Origin of the sequence: Aeromonas sp. ANP5, assembly GCF_963870295.1 — a bacterium.
Taxonomy (GTDB): domain Bacteria; phylum Pseudomonadota; class Gammaproteobacteria; order Enterobacterales; family Aeromonadaceae; genus Aeromonas; species Aeromonas veronii.
Map to the genome: position 1 here is coordinate 78,600 of NZ_CAWMRY010000010.1, position 14,171 is coordinate 92,770.

General features: G+C 59.5%; 12 protein-coding genes. 7 read left to right on the top strand and 5 right to left on the bottom strand.

Annotation, left to right across the window (positions count from 1 at the left end; all coding sequences use genetic code 11):
- Positions 1 to 35: 35 nt before the first annotated feature.
- From ppx to AACT07_RS08165, 3 genes are all read right to left on the bottom strand, one after another.
- Positions 36 to 1,526: an exopolyphosphatase gene (ppx, locus tag AACT07_RS08155; RefSeq protein ID WP_069527148.1), complete on the bottom strand. Its 1,491-nt coding sequence runs from the start codon at positions 1,524 to 1,526 to the stop codon at positions 36 to 38.
- A complete protein-coding gene (ppk1, locus tag AACT07_RS08160) occupies positions 1,516 to 3,585 on the bottom strand; it encodes a polyphosphate kinase 1 (RefSeq protein ID WP_005350671.1) in 2,070 nt (689 codons plus the stop codon). The genes ppx and ppk1 overlap by 11 nt, the downstream gene beginning before the upstream one ends.
- A 74-nt stretch (positions 3,586 to 3,659) precedes the next feature.
- Positions 3,660 to 4,175, bottom strand: a complete 516-nt coding sequence (locus AACT07_RS08165; RefSeq protein WP_047437655.1) for a glycine cleavage system protein R — start codon at positions 4,173 to 4,175, stop codon at positions 3,660 to 3,662.
- 196 nt (positions 4,176 to 4,371) lie between these two features.
- Between AACT07_RS08165 and AACT07_RS08170 the strand changes: the two genes are divergently transcribed.
- From AACT07_RS08170 to AACT07_RS08190, 5 genes are all read left to right on the top strand, one after another.
- Complete coding sequence (locus AACT07_RS08170; protein ID WP_069527149.1) at positions 4,372 to 5,250, top strand: DUF2726 domain-containing protein; 879 nt, start codon at positions 4,372 to 4,374, stop codon at positions 5,248 to 5,250.
- Between the two features lie 268 nt (positions 5,251 to 5,518).
- Positions 5,519 to 6,940, top strand: a complete 1,422-nt coding sequence (locus AACT07_RS08175) for a sigma-54 dependent transcriptional regulator (protein WP_069527199.1) — start codon at positions 5,519 to 5,521, stop codon at positions 6,938 to 6,940.
- A gap of 106 nt (positions 6,941 to 7,046) precedes the next feature.
- Positions 7,047 to 8,081, top strand: a complete 1,035-nt coding sequence (locus tag AACT07_RS08180) for a sensor histidine kinase (RefSeq protein ID WP_069527151.1) — start codon at positions 7,047 to 7,049, stop codon at positions 8,079 to 8,081.
- Positions 8,078 to 9,421, top strand: a complete 1,344-nt coding sequence (locus tag AACT07_RS08185) for a sigma-54-dependent transcriptional regulator (RefSeq protein WP_069527152.1) — start codon at positions 8,078 to 8,080, stop codon at positions 9,419 to 9,421. The genes AACT07_RS08180 and AACT07_RS08185 overlap by 4 nt, the downstream gene beginning before the upstream one ends.
- Before the next feature lie 156 nt (positions 9,422 to 9,577).
- Entirely contained in the window at positions 9,578 to 10,339 is a 762-nt protein-coding gene (locus AACT07_RS08190) for a Nif3-like dinuclear metal center hexameric protein (protein ID WP_042033345.1), read from the top strand.
- A 117-nt stretch (positions 10,340 to 10,456) separates the two neighbouring features.
- Here the strand turns inward: AACT07_RS08190 and purN are convergent, their stop codons facing one another.
- Positions 10,457 to 11,095, bottom strand: coding sequence for a phosphoribosylglycinamide formyltransferase (gene purN / locus AACT07_RS08195; RefSeq protein ID WP_069527154.1), 639 nt, complete (start codon positions 11,093 to 11,095; stop codon positions 10,457 to 10,459).
- Positions 11,092 to 12,129: a phosphoribosylformylglycinamidine cyclo-ligase gene (purM, locus tag AACT07_RS08200; protein WP_069527156.1), complete on the bottom strand. Its 1,038-nt coding sequence runs from the start codon at positions 12,127 to 12,129 to the stop codon at positions 11,092 to 11,094. Before purM ends, purN begins: the two co-directional genes overlap by 4 nt.
- A gap of 176 nt (positions 12,130 to 12,305) precedes the next feature.
- Here purM and upp point away from each other — a divergent pair, with 176 nt between their 5' ends.
- Both upp and AACT07_RS08210 read left to right on the top strand, forming a co-directional pair.
- Positions 12,306 to 12,932: a uracil phosphoribosyltransferase gene (gene upp, locus AACT07_RS08205; RefSeq protein WP_005334115.1), complete on the top strand. Its 627-nt coding sequence runs from the start codon at positions 12,306 to 12,308 to the stop codon at positions 12,930 to 12,932.
- Between the two features lie 150 nt (positions 12,933 to 13,082).
- Complete coding sequence (locus AACT07_RS08210; RefSeq protein WP_069527158.1) at positions 13,083 to 14,102, top strand: DUF2066 domain-containing protein; 1,020 nt, start codon at positions 13,083 to 13,085, stop codon at positions 14,100 to 14,102.
- Positions 14,103 to 14,171: the final 69 nt, after the last annotated feature.

The window sequence follows — 14,171 nt, forward strand, 5'->3', positions numbered from 1 at the left end:
CCACGGGCTGCCTTTTTTACATCTCTCTTTGCGGTTTAGCCGAGCTGGAACAACAGTGGCCAGCCCTGCTCCTGGCAATAACGATGCTCCTTCTCCAGATTCTGCATCAGGAGACGGTTCTCCTCGCACCAGTCGATCGGCAGGGTCACTACCAGCTGCTCCCCTTGCACCGCAACTTTCCACTCAGGCAGCAGGTTGTCCTGGCGCTTGTGGTGCGCGGCGACAGCGAGGCGCAAAATGCGGATGCAGCGAAGCACGGTTTGCATGTCGTGGTTGGGCAGGGGAGGCAGCTCGGCGAGTTTTAGCCCCTTGCGCTGGAAGCGTACCAGCGCGGCCAGCAATGCCTGATCGTCCTGGTTGAAGCCGGGCAGGTCGGTGTGTTGCAGGATATAGGCGGAGTGGCGATGAATGCCGCTGTAGTTGATGGCAAGGCCAATTTCGTGCAGCCGCGCCGCCCAGCCGAGGATGGCTCGATAGGGCTCTACTTCCATCTGCCAGGACTCTTGCAAGGCATCAAACAGCGTCAGCACGCTCTGCTCCACCCGGGCGGCTTGTTTGCGGTCCATCCGGTAGTGGGTGCCTAGCGCTTGTGCCGTGCGTTCGCGAATATCGTGGTGCTGCAAGCGCTCCTCGAATTCATAAAGCAACCCTTCACGCAGGGCACCGTCGGAGTAGTCGAGCCGCTCGATGGGCAGCGAGGTAAACAGCCCGAGCAGGATGGCGACCGCGGCGGCAAACACCTCCTGGCGCTCCTCGGTCAGCCCTGTCAGCTTGAGGTTATCGACTCGCTTGCGCTCAATCATCAGCGCCTTGAGCCGCTCCAGCCCCTCCAGCGTGATGCTGCCGTCAGTCAGCCCTTCCCCTTGCAGTACATCCCGTACCGTACGAATGGAGCCTGAGCTGCCAAGGCAGCTCTGCCAGCCCAGCTTGCGGTACTGGTTGACGATGGGGGCGAGCTGGTGCTGCGCCTCCAGCACGGCATTGGTGAAGTGCTTGTCGCTCAGCTTGCCGCTGGCGAAGAAGCTTTGGGTAAAGCTGACGCAGCCCATCTTGCGACTGGTGAGGGCCTTGTGTTCAAACCCTTCACCGATGATGAGCTCGGTGCTGCCGCCGCCGATATCGATCACCAGTACCTGGCCCTCTATATGCTGGGTATGGGCAACCCCCTGATAGATGAGCCGAGCTTCTTCCTGCCCGCTGATGATCTCGATGGGGTGGTTGAGCACCTTGGCTGCTTCACTCACAAATTCGCGGGCGTTGCTGGCACGGCGCAATGTGTAGGTACCTGCGATGCGGATCTGATCCGGTTTGATGTTGGTGAGCCGCTCGGCAAACAGCGACAGGCAGGCGAGACCGCGTTCCATCGCCTCCGGGCTCATCCGTTTTTGCTCATCCATCCCTTCCGCCAGCCGCACTCGCTCCTTGATGCGATCGACGATGCGAAAACGCCCTTCGCTCAGATGGGCGATCACCATATGAAAACTGTTGGAGCCGAGATCCACGGCGGCATAGAGACTATTGTCCATTGTTTGACTCGATACGTTTGAGATAGTCGTAAATCGCCACCTGAGAGCGGATCTTGCGGCGGTTGCCCCGCTTCACATATTCGTTCTGCTGGTCGGCATCAATGACCCGCGCCTTGCAGGTATCACTCAGTTGTAGTTCGAGAATGTCCATGATGCGCTGCTTGAGGCGCTCATCATAAATGGGGGTGCCCACCTCAATACGGCCGTCGATATTGCGGCTCATCCAGTCGGCGCTGGAGATATAGAGCTGGGGGTTGCCCTTGTTGTGGAACACCATCACCCGCGGGTGCTCGAGGAAGCGGTCGATGATGCTGATCACCTTGATATTGTCACTGAGGCCCGGCACACCCGGACGCAGGGCGCACATGCCACGGATGATCATCTGGATCGGCACCCCGGCCTGCCCGGCGGCATAGAGGCGGTTGATGAGATCCTTGTCCACCAGATTGTTGATCTTGAGGATGATGCCGCTCGGCTGGCCCGCCTTGGCGTTGGAGAGCTCGTTGTCGATGAGGCGATAGAGCTGACGGCGGCTGTTGATGGGGGAGACCAGCAGGTGGTTGAATTTGTAACGCTTATAGGGGTACTCGATGTATTCAAATACCCCTTCCACTTCGGCGGTGATGTCCGGATTGCGGGTCAGCAGCGAGAAGTCGGTGTAGATCTTGGCGGTCTTCTCGTTGAAGTTGCCTGTGCCGATATGGGCATAGCGCACCGCCTCGCCATTTTCGTGGCGGGTGATGAGGCAGAGCTTGGAGTGGATCTTGAGGCTCGGTACCCCGAACACCACCTTGACCCCGGCATCGGTAAGGATGTTGGCCCAGTCGATGTTGGCCGCCTCGTCGAAACGGGCGCGCAGCTCGACCACCACGGTTACCTTCTTGCCGTTGTTGGCGGCATCGATGAGGGAATGGATGATCCGCGACTTCTTGGCCACCCGATAAATGTTGATGCGAATGGCGCTGACCGCCGGATCGAACGCCGCCTGGCGCACCAGCTCGGTGAAGTGGTGGAACTTGTGATACGGGTAGTAGAGCAGAATATCCTGCTTGGTAATCGCATCGAAGGCGTTGACGAAACCGTCAAAATCGCGGCAATCGAGGGCCGGCAGCTTGGGGTTTTCCAGATAGTCACGGCCCACGTTGGGGAAGCCAATGAAATCCTTGAAGTTGTGATAGCGTCCGCCCGGCATGATGGCATCGTAGGAGCTGATCTGCAGCTTGAGCTTGAGGAAGCTTATCATGGCAGCGGGCATCTCCCGCTCGTAGACGAAGCGCACCGGCATGGCGGTGAGGCGCTGCTTCAAGCCATCACTCATCTTGTCCACCAGGCTCAAGTCCAGCTGGTCGGAGAGATCGTATTCTGCATCCCGGGTCAGCTTGACCGCATAGGCGGCAATCTCGTCGTAGTCGAAGAAGCCCTTGAAGATCTCGTCGAGGCAGAAGCGGATGACGTTATCCAGAATGATGATCTGCTTCTTGCGGCGGGTCCCTTCCGGCGGCAGCTGGAAGAAGCGGGGGAGGTCGTCGGTCGGCACTTCTACCAGGGCGTACTGGATCACCTGACCGTTCTTCTTCATCTCGATGGCCAGATAGGTGTACTCATCCTTGAGGAATTTGACCGGATTGACCTCTTTGTTGAGCAGGATCGGGATGATGTGACGCAGCACCTTCTCCTTGAAGAAGACCCGCAGCCACTTCTGAATGGCATCGGAGAGCTGGTTCTCGTTGACCAGAAAGATGTTGTGGCGGGCCAGCGCAATCAACAGCTCTTTATAGGTGTTGTCGAAAGCTTCACCGAGCGCCATCACTTTTTGCTGGATGGCGCGCAGCAGCACTTTTGCTTCATCGTCGCCACCATGTACTTCATTGATGAGGATGCGACGCTTGACGTCCGATACCCGTACCTTGAAGAACTCATCCTGGTTGGAGGAGAAGATCCCCAGAAAACGAACCCGCTCGATGAGGGGCACCGTCTTGTCCATTGCCTCTTGCAACACCCGTTCATTGAATGAGAGCCAGCTCAGCTCTTTCTCTTCATACTGCTTGTCGGTGCTCATCTTGTGCCTCTGTTTCAGGTCGCGTCTGCGCGGCAGTTATGGCGTTAATATATGACAAATAAATGACAGTATTGTTACTGCTCGCTGAACGCTTCGTCGATGTCGACCACCAGATCGTCGGAGAGGGATTCCAGCGCGGTGATAAGCGTATCCATCGCGAGCCCGTCGGGCAGGGCAACCAGCGCATGGGCATAGAAGAGCGGGGCGCCGGAGTGGGGAGCCGGTTCACAGCCGGTGGTGAGATCGGCCACGTTGATCTCGAGCTGGCGCAGGATGCTGGCTACTTCATGGACGATTCCGGGGCGGTCGTTGCCGGTCACTGTCATCATGACTTGATGAGCTGGCTCGGCGGTAGGTGTCCCTTCGGCAAAGCTGATGGTCAGACCCGGTAGCAGGGCCAGTGCTTCGCACAGGCTGCGATAGTGCTCATCGGGGACAGAGACATGGAGGATACCGGCAAACTGGCCCGCCAGTTCGCTCATGGCGCTGCCCAGCCAGTTGCCCTGCTCGCGGCTGATGACTGCTGCCAGACTCTCGACGATCCCGGGTTTGTCTGCACCGATCACGGTGACCACCAATTGCTTTTGCATCCTGCTCTCCTTGAAATGGGATTTCTTGCTCTATCCCTATTGTGCCTGCTGGGGCTGGTCATATGAACCCCCGCCTGCTGACAAATAGATAAAAAGACGGGACTTTTCACTTTCTATACACGGGTCTGCTGCCTTGCTCCGTGGCGGCTGTGGTAAAGTAATTCCCCTTTCGTGTCGTGAACTGGATCGTGCTCTCATGAATACCCTTGTCCTATCGGGATTGTTGTTGCTGGCGCTGCTTGTGCTGGCGATCTTCTGGAGCAGAGGCAGACAGCAAAAGCGCCTGCCCTATGATGTGCAGGAGACTCTGTTCAGTCCCGCTGAGCGCTCCTTCCTCGGGGTGCTGGATCTGGCGGTGGGTGACAAGGCCCGGGTCTTTGCCAAGGTGCGGGTGGCCGATGTGCTGACGCCGCAGGCCGGGCTCGGCAAAAGCAAATGGCAGCAGCACTTCAACAAGATCAGCGCCAAGCATTTCGACTATCTGCTTTGCCACCCCGCGGATCTCTCCTTTATCTGCGCCATCGAACTCGATGACAGCTCCCATCGTCACCAGAAGCGCAAGGCGCGCGACCTTTTTCTGAAAACCGCCTGCGATAGCGCCGGTCTGCCGTTGCTGCAGATCCCGGCAAGTGCCAGCTATCTTGTGGAAGAGCTGCGCGAACAGATCCTGCCGCTTCTGGTCAAAACCAGCGAACCATTGATCGACGATTTGCCGCACGGGGCACGCCGCGAGCCCACCTTCAACCCTCTGTTGCTGGACGGCGTGGATGTCGGTGCCGGGATGCGTGGCCGCACTCCCCATGCCGAGGCCATCTCGCCCTCGTCATTCCACGAGCCCGCCATCCAGCCCAAGGGGGTGATGGAGGCGCCACAGAGTGAGGGTGAGCTGATCGATAGCTTGTTCGCCGATGTGGAAGATGATGAAGAGCACGAGGTACACCACTGCCCTCGTTGTGATGCGCCGCTGGTGGAGCGGGAGGCGAAAAAAGGCCCCCACGCCGGTCGACTCTTTCTGGCTTGCAGCCGTTTCCCCGAGTGTCGTTACGCGGCGCCGCACCACCATAATCGTCACTGAATGCGCTTCACCGTGTCCCATGCTGCCCTCTGACGAGGGCGGTTTTCTTTCCGCTATTGGCGGCGTTTGTTAACGGCGCCAATGCAGAAAATTCCTCGGCAAAATTTATCTAATCTCCCGTTTCTGTCGATACACTTAGCCTGAATACGACAACTTTTGACAATGTGTCGGAATTTTGGCACTTTGTGTGCCTGCAAAAAGACAGTCGGTAGCTGTTTTATCATTAAATAAAACAATAAGTTAGTTCAGGACATCGCGAGGAATGGATATGGTGGAGATGGGCGTGTTGATTGTTGATGCCGATGCGCAGCGGCGCCAACAGTTGGGAACCGTGCTCTCGTTTATGGGGATCCCGTGGCAGGAGGTGGCACAAAGCGATCTGGATGTGGCCATCGAATCCTCCGATCCGCTGCAAGGGGTGCTGGTGGGTGAACTGACCGACCGTCCCTTGTCAGAGCTGCTTGCTGCCTTCCCTCGCACGCCATTCCTCTCGCTGGTTGAGGCCGACCTGCCCAACAGCAACTTTATCGGGGTGGCGCTCTCACCCTTTACCTATGAATCCCTCACCCGTCATCTGCACTTCTGTCAGGCATTCGTCTCCTTGCATCCCCGTCAGCAGACCCATGACAAGGGGCAGGCCCTGCTGCGCTTGCTGGTGGGTAAAGGGAAGGGGATCCAGGAGGTGCGTCGACTCATCAGCCAGGTGGCCGAGACCGATGCCAACGTGCTGATCCTCGGGGAGTCCGGCACTGGTAAAGAGGTGGTGGCTCGCGCCATCCACGAACTCTCTTCCCGCAGCAGTGGCCCCTTCGTGCCCATCAACTGCGGCGCCATTCCGGCCGAATTGCTGGAGAGCGAACTGTTCGGTCACGAGAAGGGGGCGTTTACCGGCGCCATCGCGGCTCGTCGCGGTCGCTTCGAGCTGGCGCAGGGGGGCACCCTGTTTCTCGACGAGATCGGCGATATGCCGATGCCGATGCAGGTCAAACTGTTGCGGGTATTGCAGGAACGGCTGTTCGACAGGGTCGGTGGCGGCAAGCCCATTCAGGCCGATGTGCGCATCATAGCGGCGACCCACCGGGATCTGGAGGCGATGATCCGCACTCAGGGTTTCCGCGAAGATCTCTACTACCGCCTCAACGTCTTCCCCATTGAGACGCCGCCGCTGCGGGATCGCATCGATGACATCCCGCTGCTGCTGCAGGAGCTGCTCAACCGCCATGCCGAGCAGCACCATGGCTTTATCCGGTTGACCCAGCGGGCGCTGGAGTCACTGATGCAGTACCCCTGGCCCGGCAACGTGCGCGAGCTCTCCAACCTGCTGGAGCGGCTGCTGATCCTCTACCCGCACCAGATCGTCGATGTGGCCGATCTGCCGAGCCGTTATCGTCTGCTGCCGAGCGAGCCGCGGGATGAGCGGCTGACCGAGATGGATGAACGGGATGCGCTGGCGGCGGTGTTCCAGGATCCGCCCGAGCTGGATCACGCCCTCGCCTCGGCCCGCACCATGCAGCTGCCGGAGGAGGGGGTCAACCTCAAAGAGATGCTGGCCGACCTCGAAGTGGAGCTGATCCGTCAGGCGCTGGAGTCTCAGGACGGGGTGGTGGCCCGCGCCGCCGATCTGCTCGGCATGCGCCGTACCACCCTGGTGGAGAAGATGAAAAAGTACGGGATGAGCAAGGACGTCTGAGGGTCAAAGCCTTGACGCTAACGCGCAATTCATTGTTTTAATTCATATAATTTAGTGGCATGGAAATTGAATAGCCTGACCCAATAGCCAGTTTGAGGTCAGGTTTATGACAATCCAGCAGCAGGACATGCCACTCCAGTCCCACGAAGTGAGCCAGCTCTATGCCATCTTCAAGGCGCTCCCCACCGGGGTGTTGCTGCTTGACGGGGCAGGGGTGGTCACCCGCGCGAATCCGGCGGCCATCTCCCTGCTGGGGGAGCCACTGGAAGGGGAGCTCTGGCGCCATATCATTGCCCGCTGCTTCGAGCCGCGCGAGGATGATGGCCACGAGATCTCCCTGCGCGACGGGCGCCGGGTGCAGCTCTCGACCCAACCGCTGCCGGATCAGCCCGGCCAGCTGGTCTTTATCAATGACCTGACCGAAACCCGTAAACTGCAAGACCGCATCAACCACATGAAGCGGCTGTCGGCGCTGGGCAATATGGCGGCCTCGCTCGCCCACCAGATCCGCACGCCGCTCTCCGCCGCCATGCTTTATGCCGCCAATCTGGCCAACCGCACCCTCAAGCCGGAATCTCGTACTCAGTTTCAGCAAAAGCTGATGGCCCGTTTGCAGGATCTGGAGAAGCAGATCAACGACATCCTGCTGTTCGCCCGCAATGGCGACAATCAGGTGGTCACCCCCATCTCAGTACAAGGGCTGCTGGCCGAAGTGCAGGCAGGAGCCGAGGCCTTCTGCCAGCAGCAGGGCTGCGAGCTGCACATGGAGGCGCCGGAGCCCGATCTCTGTCTGCTGGCCAACAGCAGTGCGCTGGCGGGTGCCATCAACAACCTGATTGCCAATGCCCAGCAGGCGGGGGCCACGTCACTCTTGGTCAGCGCGGTGCGCAGCGGTGCCCGGGTGGAGATGCGGGTCATCGATAATGGCAAGGGGATCCCTTCCCATCAGCTCGGTCAGGTATTCGAACCCTTCTTTACCACTCGCTCCCAGGGCACAGGTCTCGGGCTGGCGGTGGTGCAATCTGTAGTGCGTGCCCATCAGGGGAAGGTCGGTGTGGCCTCGGTTCCCGGTGAAGGCACCTGCTTTACTCTGTCGTTCCCCCTGCACCAGCAACCGGTGCAGCTTGGAGGTGTAGCATGACACAGGCCAGGATCCTGGTAGTTGAAGATGACAATGGCCTGCGCGAAGCGCTGGTGGATACCTTGTTGCTCGGCGGTTATGAGTGCCGTGAAGCGGACAGCGGCGAACGGGCTCTGCTGACCCTCTCCCGTCAGCCGTTTGACATGGTGATCTCCGATATCCAGATGGGGGGGGTGGACGGCCTCACCCTGCTGGCTACCATCCGCCAGCAATATCCGCAGATACCTGTGCTGCTGATGACCGCCTACGCCAATATCGACGGAGCGGTGCGCGCCATGCGCGAAGGGGCCATCGACTATCTGGCCAAGCCCTTTTCGCCGGAGGTGCTGCTCAATCAGGTCAGCCGTTATGTGCCGGCTCAGAAGGTGGAAAAACGTGCCGTGGTTTACGGGGACCCCAAAACTGCCGAGTTGTTCCAGCTGGCGACCCGGGTGGCCAGAAGCGAAGCGACCGTGATGGTGACCGGCCCGAGCGGGACGGGTAAAGAGGTGCTGGCCCGTTACATTCACGATAACTCCAACCGCGCCGAGCAGCCTTTCGTCGCCATCAACTGCGCCGCCATTCCGGAAAACATGCTGGAGGCGACCCTGTTTGGCTACGAGAAGGGGGCTTTCACCGGTGCGGTGCAGGGGTGCCCCGGCAAGTTCGAGCAGGCGCAGGGGGGCACTTTGTTGCTCGACGAGATCACCGAGATGGATCAGGGGCTGCAAGCCAAGTTGCTGCGGGTGTTGCAGGAGAAAGAGGTGGAGCGGCTCGGCAGTCGCAAGATGATCCCGCTGGATGTGCGAGTCATCGCCACCAGCAACCGGGATTTGAAAAAAGCGGTGCAGGATGGCCTGTTTCGCGAAGATCTTTACTATCGTCTCAACGTCTTTCCGCTGCGCTGGTCTGCCCTGAGTGAGCGGCCCGGGGATATTCTACCACTGGCGGAACATCTGCTGGCGCTTCATGCCAGTCAGCAGGGGTTGCCGACACCTCAGTTGACGGATGCCTCGCGGGAGCGGCTGCTGGCCCACCCCTGGCCCGGCAACGTGCGGGAGCTGGACAACGTGGTACAGCGCGCCCTGATCCTCAGCCCCGACGGCGTCATTGACTGTGATCACCTCATTCTGGAAGAGCTGGACGAGCAGGAGATGGAGTTTGTCAGCGTGGAGCGCAGCTATGGCGGCGATCGCCTCGGCAGCGAGCTCAAGCAGCAGGAGCACCAGATCATTCTCGACACCCTGCAAGATTGTAACGGCAGCCGCAAGGCGGTGGCCGACCGACTCGGCATCAGCCCGCGCACCCTGCGCTACAAGCTGGCCCAGATGCGGGATGCCGGCATAGACTTGCCTGCCTGAATCAGGCTGGTGCCTCAATAGAGGGAAGTATCACTGTGTGGGAACCGTCATGGTCTTGATGGCGGCTCTCGATTATCATAGGGCCCTTGGCGTTTTGAGCCGGGGCCTTGTTTTTATTGGTAAAACAGGGAATCGCGCCGTTATAAAGGGACCCTTATGATCTCTCATCGAAAATTGGAAACCGTACTCAACCACCTGCTTGAGCCCCACGCCATCAAGGATTACTGCCCCAATGGCCTGCAAGTGGAGGGGCGCGAGCGTATTCGCAAGGTGGTGACTGGCGTGACCGCCAGTCAGGCCCTCATAGATGCAGCCGTGGCTGCCGATGCCGATGCCATTCTGGTTCACCACGGCTACTTCTGGAGCGGTGAACCGGCCCAGATCACCGGTATGAAGCAGCGCCGCATCAAGACCCTCCTGGCCCACGATATCAACCTGTTTGCCTACCACCTGCCACTGGATGTCCATCCCGAGGTGGGCAATAACGCCCAGCTCGCCAAGCTGCTCGATATCAAGGTGCGTCGCGGTCTGGAGCCGTGGAACAGCAAGAGCGTCGCCATGGTGGGCAAGCTGGAAGAGCCGATGAGTGGCAGCGATTTTGCCAAGCTGATTGCCGAGCGTCTCGGTCGTGAGCCGCTCCACTGTGGCGACAGCGGCCCCGAGCTGATCCGTTCCGTGGCCTGGTGCACCGGCGGCGGTCAGAGTTACATCAATCTGGCGGCGGAGCAGGGCATCGATGCCTTTATCTCTGGCGAAGCCTCCGAGCAGACTATTCACACCGCCCGCGAGATGGGGATGCACTTCTACGCCGCGGGCCATCATGCCACCGAGCGTTACGGCGTCAAGGCGCTGGGGGAGTGGCTGGCGACTGTGCACGGGCTGGATGTGACCTTTATCGATATCGACAATCCGGTCTAGGGTCGCTTGGCCGCGTAGCGGCGTCATCGGACCTGACCTAAGCCATCGTGTGGTAGGTAGAAATGACAAGGGAGGCTTAAGCCTCCCTTGTTGTATCTGACATGCAGTTGTTGGCGGTTACTCGCAGGCGTAGCCAGCGGGGCCCAGCAGGGAGCCATCCAGTTGCACGGCGCCGTCTACCATTTGCAGCCTGCCTTCGCAGTACCAGCGTACCACCAGCGGGTAGATGCTGTGCTCCTGCGCCTGTACCCGTGCCGCTACCTCGTCCGCCGTGTCCCCTTCGAAGATGGGCACGCGGGCCTGCAGGATCACCGGGCCACCGTCCAGCTCTTCGGTGACGAAGTGGACGCTGGCGCCGTGTTCACTGTCACCGGCATCTATGGCGCGCTGGTGGGTGTGCAGGCCCTGATACTTGGGCAGCAGGGAGGGGTGGATATTGATCATTCTGCCAGCGAAATGGCGCACCAGATCGCCGCTCAATATCCGCATAAACCCGGCCAGCACCACCAGATCCGGCTGATAGTCTGCCATCAGCGCCAGCAGGGCGGCGTCATACTCCTCCCGGCTGGCAAACTGCTGCTGGGCCAGAATGGAGGTCGCCACGCCAGCTTCTTTGGCGCGAACCAGACCATAGGCATCGGCCTTGTTGCTGATGACGCCGACCACCTCACCGGCAATCTTGCCGCTGGCGCAGTGGTCGAGGATCGCCTGCAGGTTGCTGCCGCTGCCGGAGATTAGGACGAGGATCCGCATCATTTGATGACGACCTGCTCCTCACCGTCTGCTGCCTTGGCGATATGACCGATGTGCCATGCGTTCTCGCCTTCTGCCTTGAGCAGGGTCAGCGCTTTCTCCAGCTGGTTGGCGGGCAGGGCGATGATCATGCCGACACCGCAGTTGAAGGTGCGATACATCTCGTGACGGGTGACGTTGCCAGCCTGCTGCAGCCAGCTGAACACCGCCGGCCACTGCCAGCTCTGCTCGTCGATCACCGCTTGAGTGTTGGCAGGCAATACGCGGGGGATGTTCTCCCAGAAGCCACCGCCGGTGATGTGGGAGAGGGCGTGGATCTCACACTCCTTGATGAGCTTGAGCACAGGTTTCACATAGATTCGGGTCGGCTCCAGCAGGGCGTTGGCCAAGGTGGTGTCACCCAGCGGCTGATGCACGTCGGCTTTGGAGACTTCCAGAATTTTACGGATCAGGGAGAAGCCGTTGGAGTGAGGGCCGCTGGCAGCCAGCGCGATCAGGGCATCCCCTTCACCGACCTTGCTGCCGTCGATGATGTCGCTCTTCTCCACCACACCGACGCAGAAACCGGCGATGTCGTAGTCTTCCCCTTCATACATACCCGGCATCTCGGCGGTCTCGCCGCCCACCAGGGCACAGCCTGACTGCTCGCAACCGGCACCGATCCCGGTGACTACCGCGGCTGCGGTGTCCACGTCCAGCTTGCCGGTTGCATAGTAGTCGAGGAAGAACAGCGGCTCGGCGCCCTGTACGATCAGGTCATTGACGCACATGGCCACCAGATCGATGCCCACGGTGTCGTGCTTCTTCAGGTCGATGGCCAGCCGCAGCTTGGTGCCCACACCATCGGTACCGGAGACCAGTACCGGCTCCTTGTAGCCCGCAGGGATTTGACACAAGGCCCCAAAGCCGCCAAGACCACCAAGGACTTCAGGACGACGAGTGCGCTTTGACACGCCCTTGATACGTTCAACCAGTGCATTGCCGGCATCGATATCTACGCCAGCATCCTTGTAGCTCAGTGAGGTTTTGTCAGTCACGAGTATTCCCCGTCATGTAAAGAAGTGGAGGGTAAAATTCGGGGCGTATTCTAACAGTGGCGGTGAAAAACCAGAAAGGAAATCGTTTGCGCGTTTTTGCGCGGAAATGCTCTACAAGCAGTGGCTTTTGTTGTATGATTCCGCGATTTTTTTGCGGCAGGTTAGAGGAGATAATAATGAAAGTCGTTGAAGTCAAACACCCCCTGGTCAAACACAAGATCGGTCTGATGCGCGAAGGCGATATCAGCACCAAGCGTTTCCGTGAACTGGCCAAAGAAGTGGGCAGTTTGTTGACCTATGAAGCGACCTCTGACTTCGAAACCGAGAAGGTTATCATCGATGGCTGGAATGGGCCAGTAGAAGTTGACCAGATCAAAGGCAAGAAGGTAACCGTCGTACCCATCCTGCGTGCCGGCCTTGGCATGATGGATGGCGTGCTGGAGCACATGCCGAGCGCCCGCGTCAGCGTGGTCGGTATCTACCGTGATGAAGAGACCCTGCAACCGGTTCCCTATTTCGAAAAGATCGTCAGCAACATCGAAGAGCGTCTGGCGCTGGTCATCGATCCGATGCTGGCCACCGGAGGCTCCATGATCGCCACTATCGATCTGCTGAAGAAGAAAGGCTGCCAATCCATCAAGGTGCTGGTACTGGTTGCCGCGCCGGAAGGGATCAAGGCGTTGGAAGCCGCTCACCCTGATGTAGAGCTATACTGCGCTTCTGTCGACCAGGGGCTGAACGAGAAAGGCTACATCGTGCCGGGTCTGGGCGATGCAGGCGACAAGATCTTCGGTACCAAATAAGTTTATGCCTTGACCCGCTTCCCATGTGGAAGGGGTGATCGGAGCCGGCGCATCGCCGGCTCTGCTGTTTGTGGCCGCTTGTGCCAGCCTTGCCGCAGGATGCGCCTTGCCGCTACCATAAGCACACTCTCCCATTTCGAGACTCTGTTCATGTTCAAACGTGTTGTGACCGCCCTCTGCTGCGGCTTGTCATTCATGGCCTCGGCCGCTCAGGTGACCGACCTCTATCAGGGCAAGGCCCCGACCAGTGGTGACATGGTGGCCGCTCAAGGGCAGGCTCTCGGTCAGGTGCTGATCAAGGTGACCGGCAAGCGCGACATCCTCACCCAGCCGGTGGTGGTCAAGGCGCTGGCGGCGCCGGGCGACTATGTCAAAAGCTATGGCTATCAGGATCAGGACTCCGTCAAGTATCTGAAAGCCGAGTTCAAGAGTGACAAGGTCAACAGCCTGGTCTCCGAGAGCCAGTTTGCCCTGCTTGGCCCGGCGCGTCCCCAAATGGCCATCTGGCTGGTGGTGGATCAGGGGGAGCGTCGCTTGCTGGCGGATCAATCCAGCGATGGTTGGGCGCAAGCCTTGCGCGAGCAGGCCCAGACGCTGGGGCTGCCCATCAGCATTCCGCTGATGGATCTCGATGACAACATGGCGGTCAGTGCCACCGACGTCTGGGGACGCTTTGCCGACCCGATTTTGCAGGCAAGCCAGCGCTATGGCGCCGAGATGGTTGTGTTGGGCAAGCTGACACCAGAAGGTGACAAGTGGAGCATCGATTGGGGACTCTACGGCCCCAAGGCGGCCGGTGAAGTGGCCGAGCTGACCCGTAGCAATAGCACCGGCACTCAGGCCGAAGTGGCACAAGGGTTTGCTGATACCCTGGCGGCCTGGCTGGTGAAAAACTACGGTGCCCGTATCTCGGGTCCGGCAACCAGCCAGACCCTGGTGGTAGATGGCCTCTCCGAAGTGGACAGCATGATCGCCGTGCAGAAGATGCTGCAGGGGATGGCCAACGTCAGCAAGGTGGCGATCGGCAAGCTGGAGGGGGACCAGGTCACCTTCAACTTCACCCTGCAAGGAGATCAGGCCGAGCTGGTACGGGCGCTGCAACTTGAGAGTCGTTTGCGCAAGGTTGACGATAATGGCAGCGGTTTGCGTTACCAATGGTCGCAGCCCTGATTTTATAAGGCTTTTGTCTACCGCCCGGCTTGTCCGGGCGGTTCTCTATCTGCCATTGCGATGGTACAC

Bases quoted from the DNA above. Each gene is read 5' to 3' on its own strand.
- ppx (WP_069527148.1), bottom strand. From the start codon at position 1,526: ATGGACAATAGTCTCTATGCCGCCGTGGATCTCGGCTCCAACAGTTTT.
- ppk1 (WP_005350671.1), bottom strand. From the start codon at position 3,585: ATGAGCACCGACAAGCAGTATGAAGAGAAAGAGCTGAGCTGGCTCTCA.
- AACT07_RS08165 (WP_047437655.1), bottom strand. From the start codon at position 4,175: ATGCAAAAGCAATTGGTGGTCACCGTGATCGGTGCAGACAAACCCGGG.
- AACT07_RS08170 (WP_069527149.1), top strand. From the start codon at position 4,372: ATGAATACCCTTGTCCTATCGGGATTGTTGTTGCTGGCGCTGCTTGTG.
- AACT07_RS08175 (WP_069527199.1), top strand. From the start codon at position 5,519: ATGGTGGAGATGGGCGTGTTGATTGTTGATGCCGATGCGCAGCGGCGC.
- AACT07_RS08180 (WP_069527151.1), top strand. From the start codon at position 7,047: ATGACAATCCAGCAGCAGGACATGCCACTCCAGTCCCACGAAGTGAGC.
- AACT07_RS08185 (WP_069527152.1), top strand. From the start codon at position 8,078: ATGACACAGGCCAGGATCCTGGTAGTTGAAGATGACAATGGCCTGCGC.
- AACT07_RS08190 (WP_042033345.1), top strand. From the start codon at position 9,578: ATGATCTCTCATCGAAAATTGGAAACCGTACTCAACCACCTGCTTGAG.
- purN (WP_069527154.1), bottom strand. From the start codon at position 11,095: ATGATGCGGATCCTCGTCCTAATCTCCGGCAGCGGCAGCAACCTGCAG.
- upp (WP_005334115.1), top strand. From the start codon at position 12,306: ATGAAAGTCGTTGAAGTCAAACACCCCCTGGTCAAACACAAGATCGGT.
- AACT07_RS08210 (WP_069527158.1), top strand. From the start codon at position 13,083: ATGTTCAAACGTGTTGTGACCGCCCTCTGCTGCGGCTTGTCATTCATG.